The 15,158-nt window shown below is 69.4% G+C and carries 18 protein-coding genes; 5 read left to right on the forward strand and 13 right to left on the reverse strand.

Translation table 11 applies throughout. The features are described from left to right. The first annotated feature begins 34 nt into the window (after window positions 1-34). The 3 genes from OL599_RS06090 to OL599_RS06100 all read left to right on the forward strand — a co-directional run bounded on the left by OL599_RS06090 (window position 35) and on the right by OL599_RS06100 (window position 2,921). On the forward strand, window positions 35-772 hold the full coding sequence (locus OL599_RS06090) for a hypothetical protein (RefSeq protein ID WP_264712772.1): 738 nt from the start codon (window positions 35-37) through the stop codon (window positions 770-772). A 95-nt stretch (window positions 773-867) separates the two neighbouring features. After that, window positions 868-2,505 (forward strand): thiamine pyrophosphate-dependent enzyme, encoded by a 1,638-nt coding sequence (locus OL599_RS06095; protein ID WP_264712773.1) that lies wholly within the window; start codon window positions 868-870, stop codon window positions 2,503-2,505. A gap of 92 nt (window positions 2,506-2,597) precedes the next feature. Next, window positions 2,598-2,921, forward strand: coding sequence for a protease inhibitor I42 family protein (locus tag OL599_RS06100; RefSeq protein WP_264712774.1), 324 nt, complete (start codon window positions 2,598-2,600; stop codon window positions 2,919-2,921). 48 nt (window positions 2,922-2,969) lie between these two features. Here the strand turns inward: OL599_RS06100 and OL599_RS06105 are convergent, their stop codons facing one another. The 4 genes from OL599_RS06105 to OL599_RS06120 form a co-directional block, all read right to left on the reverse strand. After that, window positions 2,970-3,761 (reverse strand): C1 family peptidase, encoded by a 792-nt coding sequence (locus OL599_RS06105; protein ID WP_264712775.1) that lies wholly within the window; start codon window positions 3,759-3,761, stop codon window positions 2,970-2,972. A 226-nt stretch (window positions 3,762-3,987) separates the two neighbouring features. Beyond that, complete coding sequence (locus OL599_RS06110) at window positions 3,988-4,920, reverse strand: arginase family protein (RefSeq protein ID WP_264712776.1); 933 nt, start codon at window positions 4,918-4,920, stop codon at window positions 3,988-3,990. Further along, window positions 4,917-5,216, reverse strand: coding sequence for a YciI family protein (locus OL599_RS06115; protein ID WP_264712777.1), 300 nt, complete (start codon window positions 5,214-5,216; stop codon window positions 4,917-4,919). Before OL599_RS06115 ends, OL599_RS06110 begins: the two co-directional genes overlap by 4 nt. A 4-nt stretch (window positions 5,217-5,220) precedes the next feature. Next, complete coding sequence (locus OL599_RS06120; protein WP_264712778.1) at window positions 5,221-6,156, reverse strand: SMP-30/gluconolactonase/LRE family protein; 936 nt, start codon at window positions 6,154-6,156, stop codon at window positions 5,221-5,223. A gap of 154 nt (window positions 6,157-6,310) precedes the next feature. On the opposite strand from OL599_RS06120, the gene OL599_RS06125 reads away from it, so the two are divergent. Both OL599_RS06125 and OL599_RS06130 read left to right on the forward strand, forming a co-directional pair. Beyond that, window positions 6,311-6,445 carry a hypothetical protein gene (locus tag OL599_RS06125; RefSeq protein ID WP_264712779.1) on the forward strand — a complete coding sequence of 45 codons (135 nt, stop codon included), beginning with the start codon at window positions 6,311-6,313 and terminating at the stop codon, window positions 6,443-6,445. A 2-nt stretch (window positions 6,446-6,447) separates the two neighbouring features. Continuing rightward, window positions 6,448-6,891: a GNAT family N-acetyltransferase gene (locus OL599_RS06130; protein ID WP_264712780.1), complete on the forward strand. Its 444-nt coding sequence runs from the start codon at window positions 6,448-6,450 to the stop codon at window positions 6,889-6,891. Window positions 6,892-6,896: 5 nt separating this feature from the next. Here OL599_RS06130 and OL599_RS06135 read toward each other — a convergent pair whose 3' ends face one another. From OL599_RS06135 to OL599_RS06180, 9 genes are all read right to left on the reverse strand, one after another. Continuing rightward, entirely contained in the window at window positions 6,897-7,883 is a 987-nt protein-coding gene (locus OL599_RS06135; protein WP_264712781.1) for a formate dehydrogenase subunit gamma, read from the reverse strand. Continuing rightward, window positions 7,883-8,482: a formate dehydrogenase FDH3 subunit beta gene (fdh3B, locus tag OL599_RS06140; protein WP_264712782.1), complete on the reverse strand. Its 600-nt coding sequence runs from the start codon at window positions 8,480-8,482 to the stop codon at window positions 7,883-7,885. The genes OL599_RS06135 and fdh3B overlap by 1 nt, the downstream gene beginning before the upstream one ends. A gap of 10 nt (window positions 8,483-8,492) precedes the next feature. Then, a complete protein-coding gene (locus OL599_RS06145) occupies window positions 8,493-11,414 on the reverse strand; it encodes a formate dehydrogenase subunit alpha (protein ID WP_264712783.1) in 2,922 nt (973 codons plus the stop codon). Window positions 11,415-11,427: 13 nt separating this feature from the next. Further along, window positions 11,428-11,625, reverse strand: a complete 198-nt coding sequence (locus tag OL599_RS06150) for a twin-arginine translocation signal domain-containing protein (protein WP_264712784.1) — start codon at window positions 11,623-11,625, stop codon at window positions 11,428-11,430. A gap of 5 nt (window positions 11,626-11,630) precedes the next feature. Beyond that, window positions 11,631-12,422: a Cro/CI family transcriptional regulator gene (locus OL599_RS06155; RefSeq protein ID WP_347403190.1), complete on the reverse strand. Its 792-nt coding sequence runs from the start codon at window positions 12,420-12,422 to the stop codon at window positions 11,631-11,633. A gap of 104 nt (window positions 12,423-12,526) precedes the next feature. Beyond that, window positions 12,527-13,012 carry a DUF3306 domain-containing protein gene (locus OL599_RS06165; RefSeq protein WP_264712785.1) on the reverse strand — a complete coding sequence of 162 codons (486 nt, stop codon included), beginning with the start codon at window positions 13,010-13,012 and terminating at the stop codon, window positions 12,527-12,529. Next, window positions 13,009-13,485, reverse strand: coding sequence for a DUF3305 domain-containing protein (locus tag OL599_RS06170; RefSeq protein WP_264712786.1), 477 nt, complete (start codon window positions 13,483-13,485; stop codon window positions 13,009-13,011). The genes OL599_RS06165 and OL599_RS06170 overlap by 4 nt, the downstream gene beginning before the upstream one ends. Beyond that, window positions 13,485-14,474: a DUF6352 family protein gene (locus OL599_RS06175; protein ID WP_264712787.1), complete on the reverse strand. Its 990-nt coding sequence runs from the start codon at window positions 14,472-14,474 to the stop codon at window positions 13,485-13,487. The genes OL599_RS06170 and OL599_RS06175 overlap by 1 nt, the downstream gene beginning before the upstream one ends. After that, on the reverse strand, window positions 14,471-15,121 hold the full coding sequence (locus tag OL599_RS06180) for a biotin/lipoate--protein ligase family protein (RefSeq protein WP_264712788.1): 651 nt from the start codon (window positions 15,119-15,121) through the stop codon (window positions 14,471-14,473). Before OL599_RS06180 ends, OL599_RS06175 begins: the two co-directional genes overlap by 4 nt. Between the last annotated feature and the right edge of the window lie 37 nt (window positions 15,122-15,158).

Raw genomic sequence — 15,158 nt, forward strand, 5'->3', positions numbered from 1 at the left:
GGGCCAGCCCGGCTCGCACGAGACGGAGAGAACAATGTCACGAGTGAAATCCGCCCTGCTCGCCGCGACGCTGCTGGTCGGCACCGCCGGCCTGGCGCTGGCGCAGCAGGGGCCGACCTATGATCCCGCGCAACTGCCGGAATTGAAGGGCAAGGTCGCCCAGTACACCCTGACGCCGCGCGGCGACGTGGACGGGCTGATCCTGGCCGACGGCACCGAGGTGCACATCAACCCCGCCCTGTCGGCCGAGCTGGTGTTCGCCGTTCGCCCCGGCGACTCCGTGACGATCCATGGCCTGAAGGCCCGCGCCGTGCCGATGGTGGCGGCCGCCTCGGTCACCAACGACGCCACCGGCGCCACCGTCGCCGGGCGCGGCGGGCGGTTCATGCGTGCCCGCACGCCGATGGAGGCGCAGGGCACGATCAAGGCCGTTCTGCACGAGCCGCGCGGCGAGGCGAACGGCGTGCTGCTGGATGACGGCACCGTGGTGCGGCTGCCGCCCGCGGAAGCGACGCGGCTGGCGGCCCAGCTTGCCGTGGGCCAGAAACTGTTCGTTCGCGGCGACGGCCTGACCTCGCTGCTCGGCCGCCTGGTCCTGGCCCGGCAGATCGGTCCCGACAGCACCAAGCTCACCGATGTGGCGCGCCCGCGCATGCATGACGGCCACGGGCATCGCGGCATGATGGAGCGAATGGGTCGCGGGCCGATGATGGAGCGCGGCCCGATGGGGGCACCCGGGGGCAGTGACGCGGCCCCGCGTCCGCCCGGCTGACGTTGCTACGGCCCCCTTCCCGGTGGGAGGGGGGCCGCTTCCCGAAACGCCGCCACCATGCAACGGTCCATCCGCAGAATGGCGGAGGGCGGTCCATGGCGCGGATGACGGGCGGGGAAGCGATCGTCGAGGGGTTGATACGCCACGGCATCGACACCGTGTTCGGGTTGCCGGGCGCCCAGGTCTATGGCCTGTTCGACGCGTTCGCCCGCGCCTCCAACCGCTTGCGGCTGATTACCACCCGGCACGAGCAGAGCTGCGCCTATATGGCGCTGGGATACGCCAAATCGACCGGCCGGCCGGGCGCCTACGCGGTGGTGCCGGGCCCGGGGATGCTCAACACCACCGCCGCCCTGGCCACCGCGGCCGGCGTGAACGCGCCGGTGCTGTGCCTGACCGGGCAGGTGCCCAGTGCCTTCCTGGGGCGCGGCCGCGGCCATCTGCACGAATTGCCGGACCAGCTCGCGACCATGCGCGGGCTGGTGAAATGGGCCGACCGCATCGAGCATCCGTCCCAGGCGCCGCTGCTGGTGGCGCGGGCCTTCCAGGAGATGCGGTCCGGCCGCCCCGGCCCGGTGGCGCTGGAAATGCCGTGGGACCAGTTCCCGGCCATGGGCGAGGCAACGCCTGTCGATCCCCTGCCCTTGTTCCAGCCGGCGACGCCTGACGGCGAGGTGGTCGCCCGGCTGGCGGCTCTGCTGAAGGACGCGAAAGCGCCGATGATCATCGCCGGCGGCGGTGCGGCGCATGCCGGCGCCGAGGTGCTGGCGCTGGCGGAGCTGGCGGGGGCGCCGGTGGTGGCGTTCCGCAACGGGCGCGGCGTGGTGGGTGATCGCCATCCGCTGGGCCTGACGGTCGCTGCCGGGCATGTGCTGTGGCCGCAGACGGATCTGGTGATCGGAATCGGCAGCCGCATGGAATACCCGGCCACCCGCTGGGCGCCGGGCCCGCCTGGCCTGAAGACCGCGCGCATCGACATCGATCCCGCGGAGATGCGGCGCTACCCGGTCGATGTCGGCATTGTCGCCGACGCCGCCGCCGGCGCCGCGGCACTCACCGCGGCGCTGCGCCGCCTGCTCAACGGCGCCGCGCGCGACAACGCCGCGCGGCTCGCGGCGGTCGCCGCGGCCAAGGCGGGGGCGCTGGAAGCAATCCGGAAGGTGCAGCCGCAGATGTCCTATCTGAACGTCCTGCGCGCGGTGCTTCCCGACGACGCCTTCATCGTCGACGAAGTGTGCCAGGCGGGCTTCACCGCCACGTTCGGCTTTCCCATCCACCATCCCCGCCACTTCGTCAGCTCCGGCTTCCAGGGCACGCTGGGGGCGGGCTTCCCGATGGCCTTGGGCGTGAAGGTGGCGCATCCCGACACGCCGGTGGTGTCGTTGACCGGGGATGGCGGGTTCCTGTTCGCGGGGACCGAGCTGGCGACCGCGGTGCAGCACGGCATCAACCTGATCACCGTGGTGTTCAACAACAACGCCTATGGCAACGTGATGCGCGACCAGAAGCGGCTGTATGCCGGGCGCATTCCGGGATCGGTGCTGCGCAACCCGGATTTCCAGGCCTTCGCCGCGAGCTTCGGCGTGCCGTCCTGGCGGGTGACGGCGCCGGAGGGGTTCGAGGCGGCACTGACGGCGGCATTGGCTGCGGCCGCGCCGTGCCTGATCGAGGTGCAGACGGACATCGACCAGGAAGCCAGCCCCTGGGAATTCCTGGTTCCCGGACGGGCGTGACTCGCGCGACCGCCCCGGGGGCCAGCAGGCTATCGCTGGAGCGTGCACCGCGCGCGCGGTAGCATGGCAGTCCCGTGCGTGGGAGACACGCCATGCTGACGATTGCCGAAGCCGCCTCCGGGCAGACGGTGGATCTGCCTGTCGGTCAGGTCATCGAACTGCGGTTGCAGGAGAACCCCACCACCGGCTTCCGCTGGCACTTCGAGAAACGCGGCGAGCCGGTCTGCAAGCTGGCGGACGACTTCCTGGAGCGGCCCGAAGGCGCCACGGTGCCTGGACAGGGTGGCACCCATGTCTGGCGGATCGAAGGCGTGCAGCCCGGAACCTGCGACATGGCCCTGGCATATACCCGCGCGTGGGACCCCGGCTCGAAGCCGGCGGCGACGTTCTCGGTGCGCATCCGGGTCACCGGGTGATGCCCGGGATGGGCGTGCCAAGTGCCTGGCACGCCCGCTTCAGTGGCCCTATGCCTCGATCATCCGCACGGTCCAGAAGTCGTCGGCCAGGTTGTTGTCGGTCAGGTATGCATACGGCATCGTGAAATAGCCCTGCATGCCCCAGCCGGTGCCCCAGGAATTGCGGACGATGAAGCGCTGCTGCGTGTCGTCGTAACCGACCGCGAGCACCGCGTGACCACCGATCTGCTGCTCGCTCGGCTGCGGCATCGGCACCACCCCGGTCTGCGCCACTTGCTGGCTTTCGAAGCTGGCATAGACGCTGAAGCCGAACACGAACGGGTATCCGGCGGCCAGGCAGCCTCTCATCTGCTGCACCGTGTTGAGCAGGCGGCTGTAGCTGACGACCTGATGCCGCTTGGCGTCGGTGTACGCGCTGGCCGGCGGCTTCTTCGCGAATTTGGTGATGTCGTAGGGCCAGTCCGGCGTTTCCGGGCAGACGCCGAGCTTGTTCACGCTCTTGATGCCGTCGCGAATCATCGCCCCGCTGTCGGTCGAGACGGTGTGCTCGATGACACGCTCGTTGTAGTAGATGAACAGGCGCGACGGCACGAAATCGGGCGTCTGGTTCGCCTTCAGCCGGTCGAAATGAATCGCGCCGGCGATGGCGTTGCCGGTGCAGCTGCCGAGCTGGCCCTGGTCGTAGACGGGAGGGCATTGCTGGCGTAGGTCCACGCTGGTGGGCAGCGTCGCGAGCGTTGGCATCGGCGCGGAATACATATGGTCGCGCATGTCCGGAAGATCGGGGATCCAGCCGTATTTCTGGATGCTGTGGGGTTTCAGCGCGTTCTGGTCGGGCATCCGTCATTTCCTCCGCTTGGATTTTGCGCTCGGAGCGGCCGCCCGGCTCGTGCAGGACATCAGGCTCTTGGCGTGACGGGTCGTGTGGCGCCCCAGGCCGTAGGCGCGGGCTGCGCGTGCGCAGCGCCCGCCTGACCTTGGAGCGCAGCGTAGGATATGCGGAACGATCCTTTTTGTGAGGCGCGTCACCGCGGCGCGATGTCGCGCGAAAGTGATGCGCCCGTGGTCAGCCTTCGCCGGCCAGGCCGAACTGGCGGCACAGCAGCAGCATCGCCTCCATCACCATGTGCGCACACAGATGTGCCGCCATGTCGTTCACGTCCTGCGGGGGGCTGACCGTGTTGAAGTCGATGGCGACGATGTTCAGGCCCGAGAGTTCGCGCAGCAGGTCGATCCCCTCGCGCGCCGACAATCCGCCCCAGGTCGGCGTGCACACGCCGGGTGCCACGGACGGGTCGAACACGTCCATGTCCCAGCACAGATAGACGGGACGCTGCGCGGCATCGTCGCGGAACTCCGCCACCGTTTGCGCGAAGCCGCGGCGGAACAGGTCTTCGGTGGTGACGACGCGAAAGCCGAGGCCCTGCGCGCGTGCCAGCACGCCCGGACAGTAGGTGAAGCCGCGGATGCCCACGTGCCAGGAATGCGCCGTGTCCACCAGCCCCTCTGCCGCCGCGTGGCTGAACTGGGTGGCGGCGTTGTAGGCGTCCTCTTCGCCGTATTCGTAGGCGTCGGTGTGGCTGTCGACGTGCAGCGCCACCAGGCCGGGATGGCGCCGCGCCGCCGCGCGCATCAGCGGCAGCGAGACCGAGCCGTCGCCACCGATCGCCACCGGCACCGCGCCGGCATCGAGAATCGTGCCGGCCGCCGCCTCGATCGCCGGGAAGGACGGCGCCACGCGCCCGGGCACCAGCGCCACATCGCCGCAATCGACCGCGCCGAGGCGGGCCAACGGGTCGAAATCGCCCAGGCTGACATGGAAGCGGCGCATCAGTTTGGACTGGCGCCGGACATGCTCCGGGCCCTGCCGCGCGCCGACGCGAAACGGATGCGTGCCACAGTCGAACGGCACGCCCAGCACCGCTGCGCGGCATCCGGCGCCGGGGCGGCCGTGCGGCAGGCCGGCGAAGGTTTCGGGCGGCGTGAAAAGCGCCGTCATCCCTTGGCGGCGACGGCCAGGCGGAACGGCTTCACCTCGATCTTCTGCCAGACCTTGCCGGTCACGTACGGGTCGGTGGCGAGCCAGTGGTCGAGCCCGGCGCGGTCGGGGAAGTCGACGATGGAGACCGAGCCGATCATGCCGCCGGCATCGTCCAGCAACGCGCCGCCGGCGATGATCTGGCCGGCCGCGACCATCGGCTTCACGTTCTCCAGATGCGCGGGGCGGACGGCCATGCGGCGCGCCAGCGCGTCCGGGTCGGTTCCGTCATAGGCGATAACGACGAATTGCGGCATCGGTTCAACCTCCTGCGACACCCTGGGTGTTCACGTACAACGAATACAGGCCGTGGCTTGCGGCCATGAACAGCCGGTTGCGATAGCGCCCGCCGAAGCACAGGTTGGCGCAGCGCTCCGGCAGCCGGATATGGCCGATCGGCGCGCCGGCGGGGTTGAAGATGCGCACGCCGTCGAGCTCGGGATCGCCCATGCCCCAGCCGCACCAGAGATTGCCGTCCACATCGACGCGGAACCCGTCCGGAGAGCCGCCGGCGGCGTTGATGAACACGCGGCCGTTGGCAAGCCGGCGCCCGTCCACCACGTCGAAGGCGCGGATCTCGCGCGGGTCGGCACGCGAGGCGACGACGTAGAGGATCTTCTCGTCGGGCGAGAAGGCGAGGCCGTTGGGGCCGGGCACGTCGTCGCAGACCATGCCGAGCGTGCCGTCCGCAGGGTCGAAACGATAGACCGCCGGCGTCAGTTCCTGCGTGTCCCGGTGGCCTTCGTAATAGCCGAGGATGCCGAAGGGCGGATCGGTGAACCAGATGGTGCCGTCCGACTTCACCACCACATCGTTGGGCGAGTTCAGCTTCCTGCCCTGGTAGCCGTCGGCGATGACGGTGATGCTGCCGTCATATTCCGTGCGGGTGACGCGGCGGGTGTCGTGCTCGCAGGTGATCAGCCTGCCCTGGCGGTCGCGGGTGTTGCCGTTGGCGTTGTTGGAGGGGCGGCGAAAGGGCGTGACGGCGCCGGTCTCCTCGTCCCATTTGAGGATGCGGTTGTTGGGGATGTCGCTCCACAGCAGGAAGCGGCCGTCGCCGAACCAGACCGGCCCCTCGGACCAGCGGCAGCCGGTGTAGAGCCGCTCGACCGAGGCCAGCGCCAGCTTGTATCCGGCGAAGGCCGGGTCCATCACCACGACGTTCGGATCCGGGTACCGCTCGCTCGGTTCCCACATGGCGCCTGCCCCCTGTCCTGTTCGCCGGCCGATCGTGGCGCATTGCGGCGGCGCGGGGAAGCCCGGCAGCGCCGAAACGTCCGTGGGGCGGCGCGCGGCCCTTGATCCGCAGCGCCAGCACCCTTAATCGAAACGAGCACAGGGGAGATCAGCCATGCGTGCCTTCCTCGCGGCCGTTCTTGCCATGATCGTCATCGCCGGCGGTGCCGCACTGGTGCTGCAGCGCATGCAGCAGCCGGTGGCCGTCGCGTTCACCACGGTGGGTGCGCGGCTGGACGCGGTGGACTGAGCGTGCATATCCGGCCCGCCAGTGGGGTGGACCTTGCCGCGATCCGGCGCATCGTCGCTGCCGCCTATACGAAATACACCGCTCGCATCGGCAAGCCGCCCGGCCCGATGCTGGACGACTACGCGGCACGCGTCCGTGCGCACCAGGTCTGGGTGATCGAGCTGGGCGGCACGGTCGCCGGCCTGGTCGTGCTGCTGCCCGAAGCCGACCATCTGCTGCTGGACAACATCGCCGTTGATCCTTCGTGGCACGGCAAGGGCCTGGGCCGAGCGTTGATGGACTTCGCCGAGGCCGAGGCGCGGCGCCGCGGCTACGCCGAGATGCGGCTCTACACCCATGCAACGATGACGGAGAACCGCGCCCTGTACCCGCATCTGGGCTGGACCGAAACCGGCCGCGGCCGGCAGGACGGCTACGACCGGGTGTTCTTCCGCAAGAACGTGTAGCCCCCCTACTCCGCCGGCGCCGCCCCGCTTGGCGGGCGCGCGGCCCTGGCCAGCTCTTCCTCGACCCACAGGCTGTGATGCGCGCGCGCCCAGTTCAGGTCCACCTCGCCGGTGGCCATTGCGTCGAAGGCATCTTCCATGCCGAGCGTGCCGATATAGATGTGGCCGAGCATGGCCGCGATCATCATCAGCGCGACCACGCCGTGCACGACCTGCGCCAGTTGCTGGCCGGCGATGTCGGTGACGTAGAACGGAAACAGCAGCAGATAGCCGGTGACCGCGACCGCGGCGCCGCCCAGCACGACGATCCAGAACACGGCCTTCTGGCCGGCGTTGAACTTGCCGGCCGGCGGATGCGCATGGCCGATGATCCCGCCGCCCTGGCGGACCCATTCGACGTCCGTGCGGTCCGGGATGTTGTGGCGCAGCCACACCAGGAACATCAGCACGATGCCCAGCGTGAACGGGAACGCCACGAAGTTGTGGGAATATTTCGCGAGCTGCGAGAACCTGCTGAACGCGTCCTCGCCGATCAGCGGCAGCACCAGCCGGCGGCCATAGGCGACGTTCAGCCCGGACAATGCCAGCACCAGCCAGGAGAAGGCGGTGAGCCAGTGCATGAAGCGCTCGAAGCTGGTGAAGCGCAGGATGGTGCGGCCCGACCGTCCGCCTTCCAGCCGGATGCGGCCGCGCACGAAGTAGAACACCGCGAGCGCCGCCAGCGTGCCCAACACCAGCACGCCGCCGATCCAGGGCAGCCACGAGCGGTGATAGTCACGCCAGATCCGCCCGGCCGGTTGTTCCAGCGTCGCCGATTTCTTGTCGGGAATGCTCACGCGTCCGGTGACGCGGTCGAGCGCCTGCAGCAGCTGGTCCTCGCTGACCGACGAGGCCGTCGGATTGAAGCCGCTGACCGGCGCGTTTTGCGGCTGCGCCTGCCCCGGGGACGTGCCGATCCACAGCGCCAGGACGGCGAGAAGGACAATGCGCATCACACGTCCACCGTTTCCCTGTAGGCCGTCTTCCAGCCCCAGGCGCCGCTGCCATAACCCCGCTTCTGCACGCGCTCGCGGTAGATCTGCGCGATGACCTCGCTGTCGCCGGCGAGCAGCGACTTGGTGGAGCACATCTCCGCACACATCGGCAGCTTGCCCTCGGCCAGGCGGTTGGAGCCGTATTTCGCGAACTCCGCCGCGCTGCCGTCTTCGCCCTCGGGGCCGCCGGCGCAATAGGTGCATTTGTCCATCTTGCCGCGGCTGCCGAAATTGCCGACGCGCGGATACTGCGGCGCGCCGAACGGACAGGCGTAGAAGCAGTAGCCGCAGCCGATGCACAGGTCCTTGGAATGCAGCACCACGCCATCCGCCGTGGTGTAGAAGCAGTCCACCGGGCACACCGCGGCACAGGGCGCGTCGGTGCAATGCATGCACGCCATCGACACGCTGCGCTCGCCCGGCTTGCCATCGTTGATGGTGACCACGCGGCGGCGGTTGATGCCCCATGGCACCTCGTTGGCATTCTTGCAGGCGGTGACACAGGCGTTGCAGTCGATGCAGCGGTCCGCGTCGCACAGGAACTTCATCCGGGCCATGCTCGCTCTCCTATGCCGCCGCGATCTGACAGAGGGTCACTTTTGCCTCCTGCATCGCTGTCACCGGATCGTAGCCGTAGGTCGTAAGCGTGTTCGCGCTCTCACCCAGCACGATCGGGTCCGCGCCTTTCGGGTATTTCGCGCGCTGGTCCACCCCCATGAACCAGCCGGAGAAGTGGAACGGCATGAATGCCACGCCCTTGCCGACGCGCTCCGTCACCCAAGCCTTGACCTTGGAACGGCTGCCGGATTCCGCGCCGGTCACCCAGACCCAGGCGCCGTCCTTGATGCCGCGTTCGGCGGCGTCGGCGGGGTTGATCTCGACGTACATGTTCTGCTGCAGCTCGGCGAGCCACGGATTGGACCGCGTCTCCTCGCCGCCGCCCTCGTACTCCACGAGGCGGCCGGAGGTGAGCACGATCGGGAAGTTCTTCGCCACCCCCAGATCGACGCCGCGCTTCTGCACGGTGGCGCCGATATTCGCGAGACGGAAGCTGCGGAAATCCGGCAGCGCCGGATATTTCGCCACGAGATCGGGCCGCGGCGTGTAGATCGGCTCGCGATGCACCGGCACCGGATCAGGCAGGTTCCAGGCCACGGCACGGGCCTTGGCGTTGCCGTAGGGCACCAGCCCATGCTCCATGCTGACACGCTGGATGCCGCCCGAAAGATCGGTCGCCCAGGACACGGCGTCGATGTTCGCGCCGCCGACACGGGCGATCACCGCCCGTTCGGCTTCGCTCAACTCGCCGTCCCAGCCGAGCTTCTTCAGCATCCCCATGGTCACTTCAGGATAGCCGTCCTTGATCTCGGACCCCTTGGAATAGGAGCCCTCGGCCAGCAGTGTGACGCCGTTGCGCTCTACGCCGAAGCGGGCGCGGAACGTGCCGCCGCCGTCCTTCACGTGCAGGTTGGTGTTGTACAGCGTGTGCGTGCCGGGATGGCGCATCTCCGGCGTGCCGAAACATGGCCAGGGCAGGCCGTAATAGTCGCCCTTCACCGGCCCTTCGGAAGCGCGCAATGTCACGACGTCGAACAGATTCTGGTTGGCCATGTGCGCCTTCAGCCGCTCCGGCGACTGGCCGGTATAGCCGGTGGACCAGGCGCCGCGGTTCATCTCGCGCAGGATGTCTTCGGCGCTGGGATGCTTGCCGTCGACCTTGATGTTCTTGAACAGCCGGTCGGCGAAGCCGAGCTTCTCGGCCAGCCGGTACATCACCTCGTAATCGTCGCGGCTTTCCCAGATCGGCGCCACCACCTGCGAGCTCCATTGCAGCGAGCGGTTGGACGCGGTGCGCGAACCGGAGGTCTCGAACTGGGTGCAGACGGGCAGCAGGTAGGTGCCGTTCCTGCGTTCGGACACCACGGCGAACGTGGTGGGATGCGGGTCGGCGACGACCAGCAGTTCCAGCTTCTCCAGCCCCTTCACCATTTCCGGCATACGGGTGACGGTGTTGCCGCCATGGCCGAACACCACCATGCCGCGCACGTTGTCGCGCTGCTCGACCTGGTCCTTCGGCAGCAACACCGCATCGAACCAGCGCGTGGTGGGGATGCCCGGCGTCTCCATCATCTTCTTGTCTTCGAAGCGCGACAGCAGCCAGTCGTACTCGACCTCCCAGACCCTGGCCCAATGGCGCCAGGCGCTTTCAGCCAGGCCGTAGTAGAAGGGCAGCGTGGTGACATCGAGGCCGACATCGGTGGCGCCCTGCACGTTGCAGTGGCCGCGGAAGATGTTGGCGCCGGCGCCGAAGGTCCCGACATTGCCGGTGGCCAGCAGCAGGGTGCAGTGGGCGCGCACATTGGCGGTGCCGACCGTCTTCTGGGTGGCGCCCATGCACCAGATCATCGTCGCCGGGCGCTGCTTGGCCATCATCTCGGCGACACGCTTCAACTGCTCGCCCGGCGCGCCGGAGACGCGCTCGACCTCGTCGGGCGTCCACTTGGCGACCTCCTTGCGAACCTCGTCCATGCCGTAGACGCGCTGGGCGATGAAGTCCTTGTCCTCCCAGCCGTTCTGGAAGACGTGCCAGAGGATGCCCCAGATCACCGGGATGTCGGTGCCGGGGCGGATGCGGATGTAGTCGGTGGCGTGTGCCGCCGTGCGGGTAAAGCGCGGATCAATCACCACCAGGTTGGCGCGGTTCAGCTCCTTGCCGGACAGAATGTGCTGCAGCGACACCGGATGCGCCTCGGCCGGATTGCCGCCCATGATCACCATGGTCTTGGAGTTGCGCAGATCGTTGTAGCTGTTGGTCATGGCGCCATAGCCCCAGACGTTCGCGACACCCGCGACCGTGGTGGAATGGCAGATGCGCGCCTGATGATCGACCGAGTTGGTGCCCCAGAACGCGCCGAACTTGCGATACAGATAGGCGCCCTCGTTGGAGAACTTGGCCGAGCCCAGCCAGAACACGCCATCCGGCCCGGACTTCGCGCGGATCTCCAGCAGCTTGGCGCTGATCTCGTTCAGCGCCGTCTCCCAGTCGAGCTTCTGCCAGGCGCCGTCGACCAGCTTCATCGGGCTGCGCAGGCGGCGGGCGCCCTTCACCAGCTCGCGCACCGCCGCACCCTTGGCGCAATGGCTGCCGCGGTTGATCGGGCTGTCGAAGTCCGGCTCCTGGCGCACCCATACGCCATTCTGCACCTCGGCGACCACCGTGCAGCCGACCGAGCAATGCGTGCACACCGCCTTCACAGTCGTGACCTGCAGCTTCGGGTCGATGGCGGCGGCCTCGGCGCGGCGCACTGCGCCCAGCGCGAGGCCGGCCATGCCGACCGCGCCGGCGGTGAAGCCCGCGCGGCGCAGGAAGCTGCGGCGGTCGAGCACGCCGCAGGCCAATTCGCCCGAAGACGACAGGCCCAGGGCGGACTGCAGGCGGTTCTTTTGTACTGCTGCGACTCCCTCGACCTCACGGCGCTTGATCAGCATCGCAATGCCTCGCTCAGTAGCGGTTCACCCGGTAGTACTGTTTGACATGCTCGCTCTCGCGGTAATGCGTGCCGCCTTTGCTGCCCGGCGGCGTCATCGCCTGCGCGGGCCTGGCGGCGGCCGCCACGGCGGCGGCAACTCCGCCGATGCCGAGTGCGGCGAGAAAGCGGCGGCGGCGCGACGGGATTCTGGTGTCGGTGCTCTTGTCCATCGTTCCTACTCCGGCAGCGCGAACGCGCCTGCCTCGATCTCCATGACCAACCGGCCCAGCGTTCCCACCGGGCGGTAGAAATGCGCGGCCTCGCAGCGTTCGAGGTCGCGGAAGAAATGACGCGCCCAGGGCTGCAGGTGGCGGGCGAAGAACACCGCGTCGTCGATCGGCGGCGTGCCTTGCGTGGGGATCGCGTCACGGATCAGCCCGGCCATGACCTCGCAGAGGAAGGCGACATTGTCCTCCGGCTCGGACACGCCCTCGGCGCGCGCCAGGCCCAGGCGGTGCAGGTCTGCGCGCAGTTCGGCCAGCGGGCGCTCGTGCAGGAAGCCCGTCAGGTAGTAGCTGGCATAGGGCATCAGTTCGCTGCCGCCGACGCCGATGAACAGGTTGAAATGCTCGCGCTCCACCTCGGCCAGATCGGCCAGGGCGGCGGCGTCGGCCAGGGCGGCGCGGGCGGCGGCGAGCTCCCCCTGCCCCACCGGGGGCACCGCAAGCCGGTCCAGCGTCGACTGGTCCGGCGCGCGCCACAGCAGGGTGGCCAGCAGTGCATAGGCATCGGCGCGCGCGGCCGAAACCTCGTCGAGACCGACAAGGGCTCCGAGCGGTGCGGCAGCATACAGGTCGGGGCGAAGCCGGGTACGGGGGATGCCGGTGGCGGCCTCGACAGCCAGCACGCGGTCGGGCGGCACCCGCTTCCAGCAGGACACGGCGGGCTGCGACACGCCAAGACAGCGCGCCAGCGCCGTAACGCCGCCAGCGGCCGCGATCGCCTCATCCAGGCCACGTTCCCGCATGGTTTTCTCCCCAGGCGCGGACGGAGGACTCCTTAGGCCGTTACAAGCATGTTACCAAATAAGGGGGGCCTATATCCACTCCAGAAAGCGATTTGTCGTATTCGTCATGTGGGCGTCGCGCCACCACCGCGCCGGCGCACGGGCTCCACCGGGTCGGGGGCGGGCGGGCTGGGCGTCGGTGCCGCAACAGCTACCTTCTCCTGGGGGGCGGGGACGGCCTGGACGGCCGGCGGGGCCTCCGGCGGTGTCTCCTTGGGCGGCGGCGCGCCGATCGCGCGGGCCAGGAGCTTACCCACGTCATCCATGGCCTGCAGCGGCCCATAGCCCGGCGCCCCGCCCGGCGTGTTCCAGTCCCAGGCGTAATCGGCCGGACCGATGAAGTCGCGGATGGCGGGGTCGGACAGCCACAGTCGGCGCAAGGCGGCGGTCTTCCATGCGTCCGGCACATTGCGCTTCAGCCAGCCCGCGATGTCCGCGAGGTCGATGGTCTCGGCGGGCGGCGGGATCTCGACCGGTTCGGGTGCAGGCGGCGCCGCGGGCGATGCCGCGCGTTTCAGCCGCGACCAGCGGCGGGCGAAGCTGCCGGTCATTCGTCCTCCTCCGGCCCGGCCCAGCGGTCGCGCTTGCGCTTCACGAACGGCCTCTCGACATGGTGATCGGCGATGAAGCGGATCAGCACCGCCTCGATCTCCGGCGGCATCGGTACGGCCTCCACGATGTCGTTGCCGGCCTCGGTCAGGGCCTCGCCCTCGGCGGGATCGGGGGTCACGCCGACAACGGCCGGCGGCCCGTCGTTCCCCGGCGGGCGGGCAGCCACCCAGATGCGCGGGGCGCCGCTGGCGAGGTTGTCGCGGTAGGTGGCGGTGTCCGTGCGGTGCAAATCCATCTCGAAACCACCGGCAAAGAAGCGTTCGCCGGTGTCGGTGGCGCCGAGCCACGTCAAGGGCGCGAGATCCGGTGCCGCCGGCAGCACCGCCACGGGCAACCAGACATGGTCGATCCAGGGGCTCGCGACCTTGCGGCGTTCCAGCACGACGCCCACCAGATAGGTTGCGGTCGCCATCAGCCGACCGCCTCGGCCAGCGGCAATCCGGCGACCAGGTTCTGCGGCTTCAGGCGCAAAATGCGGTCGGCGCCCATGGCCAGCAGAAGATAGATGGGCCGGTCGCGGGCGGCGTCCAGCACCGACGCCGACGGGTCCAGCACCAGGCGGAACAGCGCCAGGAGCTGCTCGGCTTCGGCCGCCGCCTCGCCGTGCCACAAGGCGTTGCCGATACGGGTGGCGTCCTCGTCCAATCCTATGAACCAGCGCCAGTCGCGCTCCTCGATCCGCGGCACGGGGTCGATCGCGGCGTCCACATGCAGCAGGTGGCGCAGCCAGATCCGCAGCGCCTCGGCCAAAGCGGCGCGGCCGACTCCGAGGTCCAGCACCATGTCGAAGGCATCGCTGCGGCCCCAGTAGCGATCGGCATTCGCCTCGCTCAGCACGTCGAGCGCGCCGGTGGCGGGGCCGCCCAGCATGGCCAGCAATGGGGAGGCGGCGCGCGCTGCTTCGTGCTGCGCGATTGCCTCGGCGTCGGCGAGCAGGACGCGGCCGTCCTGGGTGCTGACGCGCTGGGGGCGGAAGAACAGCTCGGCGGCGCGCGCCACCAGGGCGTTGCCGCAGTCGTGCAGCGCGTTGCGCAGGATCACGTGCACGAGTTGCGCCGCCACCAGCGGCGGCACGCGGCCCAGCCCGTCGCGCACGAGGCGCATGTAGGCGGCCTCGATCGTGGGTGCGTCCGTCAGCGCCGCGCGCAGGGCCAGGAATACCTGCCAGTTCTCGCGGGCGTCCGCGTCTTCGAGCGCCGCGAGGTGGGCGCCCCCGGCGCACGCGAACGGGTCGGCCAGCAGCCGCGCATGCAGCGCGCGTTCGGCGGCGCAGGCTTCCTCGGGCGGCATCAGCTCCGGGCGGGCCAGGAACGCCTTCAGGAAATCGCCGGTCAGCAGCAGCTGGCCGTCCGCCGACCGGTCCAGCAATAAATGGCCGGAGGAAACCCAGAACTCGTTCATGCAATCGGCTCGCCGGTCGCGGGATCCAGCCAGGAAGGTGCCCGCAACGCCAGGGCCAGGTCGCCGTCGCGCCATCGGCCGCGCTGGCGCCAGCGCGCCGGCTGCGACTGCGGCCCCACGCTCGCCCATTCGTCCAGCGCCACCATCAGGTGCCGCGCGAAGCTGGCGATGAAGTCTGGCACTTCGAAATCCTCGAACCCCTCGTCGATCAGCGCCGCCGGCGGCACCGCGCCGGGCTGCGGTTCGCGGGTCAGTGCGGCGCGCAGCATCAGGCCGAACACCAGCCAGTCCGGCCGGACGCCCTCGGCGCAATCCGTCGGCCAGCCCAGCCGCCCACCACCGATCAGGCCGGAATCGAAGCGGATCGCGTCCGGCCAGTCGAGCACAAGCGGCTTCTCCGGCGGGGCGATCGCCGCCAGCGCATCGGCCGCCGCGTTCATTCCGGCGAACAGCACCTGCCGCGCGGTCGCGAGCACCTCCTCCGGCTCAAACACCACCGCGCATTCCACGAGGTCGAAGCGGCGCACCCAGACCAGCGTGCCCGCCCCCTGCGCGGCGGCCACGGCGCAGGCATGAGCAAAGGCGTCGCCCGCTTCGCGCAGCGCGATCGGTGTGTAGGGCGGCGGCAGATCCAACGCTGTGTGCATTGCGTTTCCGGGCGCTATTATACGGCACGCCGGAGGG

Source organism: Limobrevibacterium gyesilva, assembly GCF_025989185.1.
GTDB lineage: Bacteria > Pseudomonadota > Alphaproteobacteria > Acetobacterales > Acetobacteraceae > Limobrevibacterium > Limobrevibacterium gyesilva.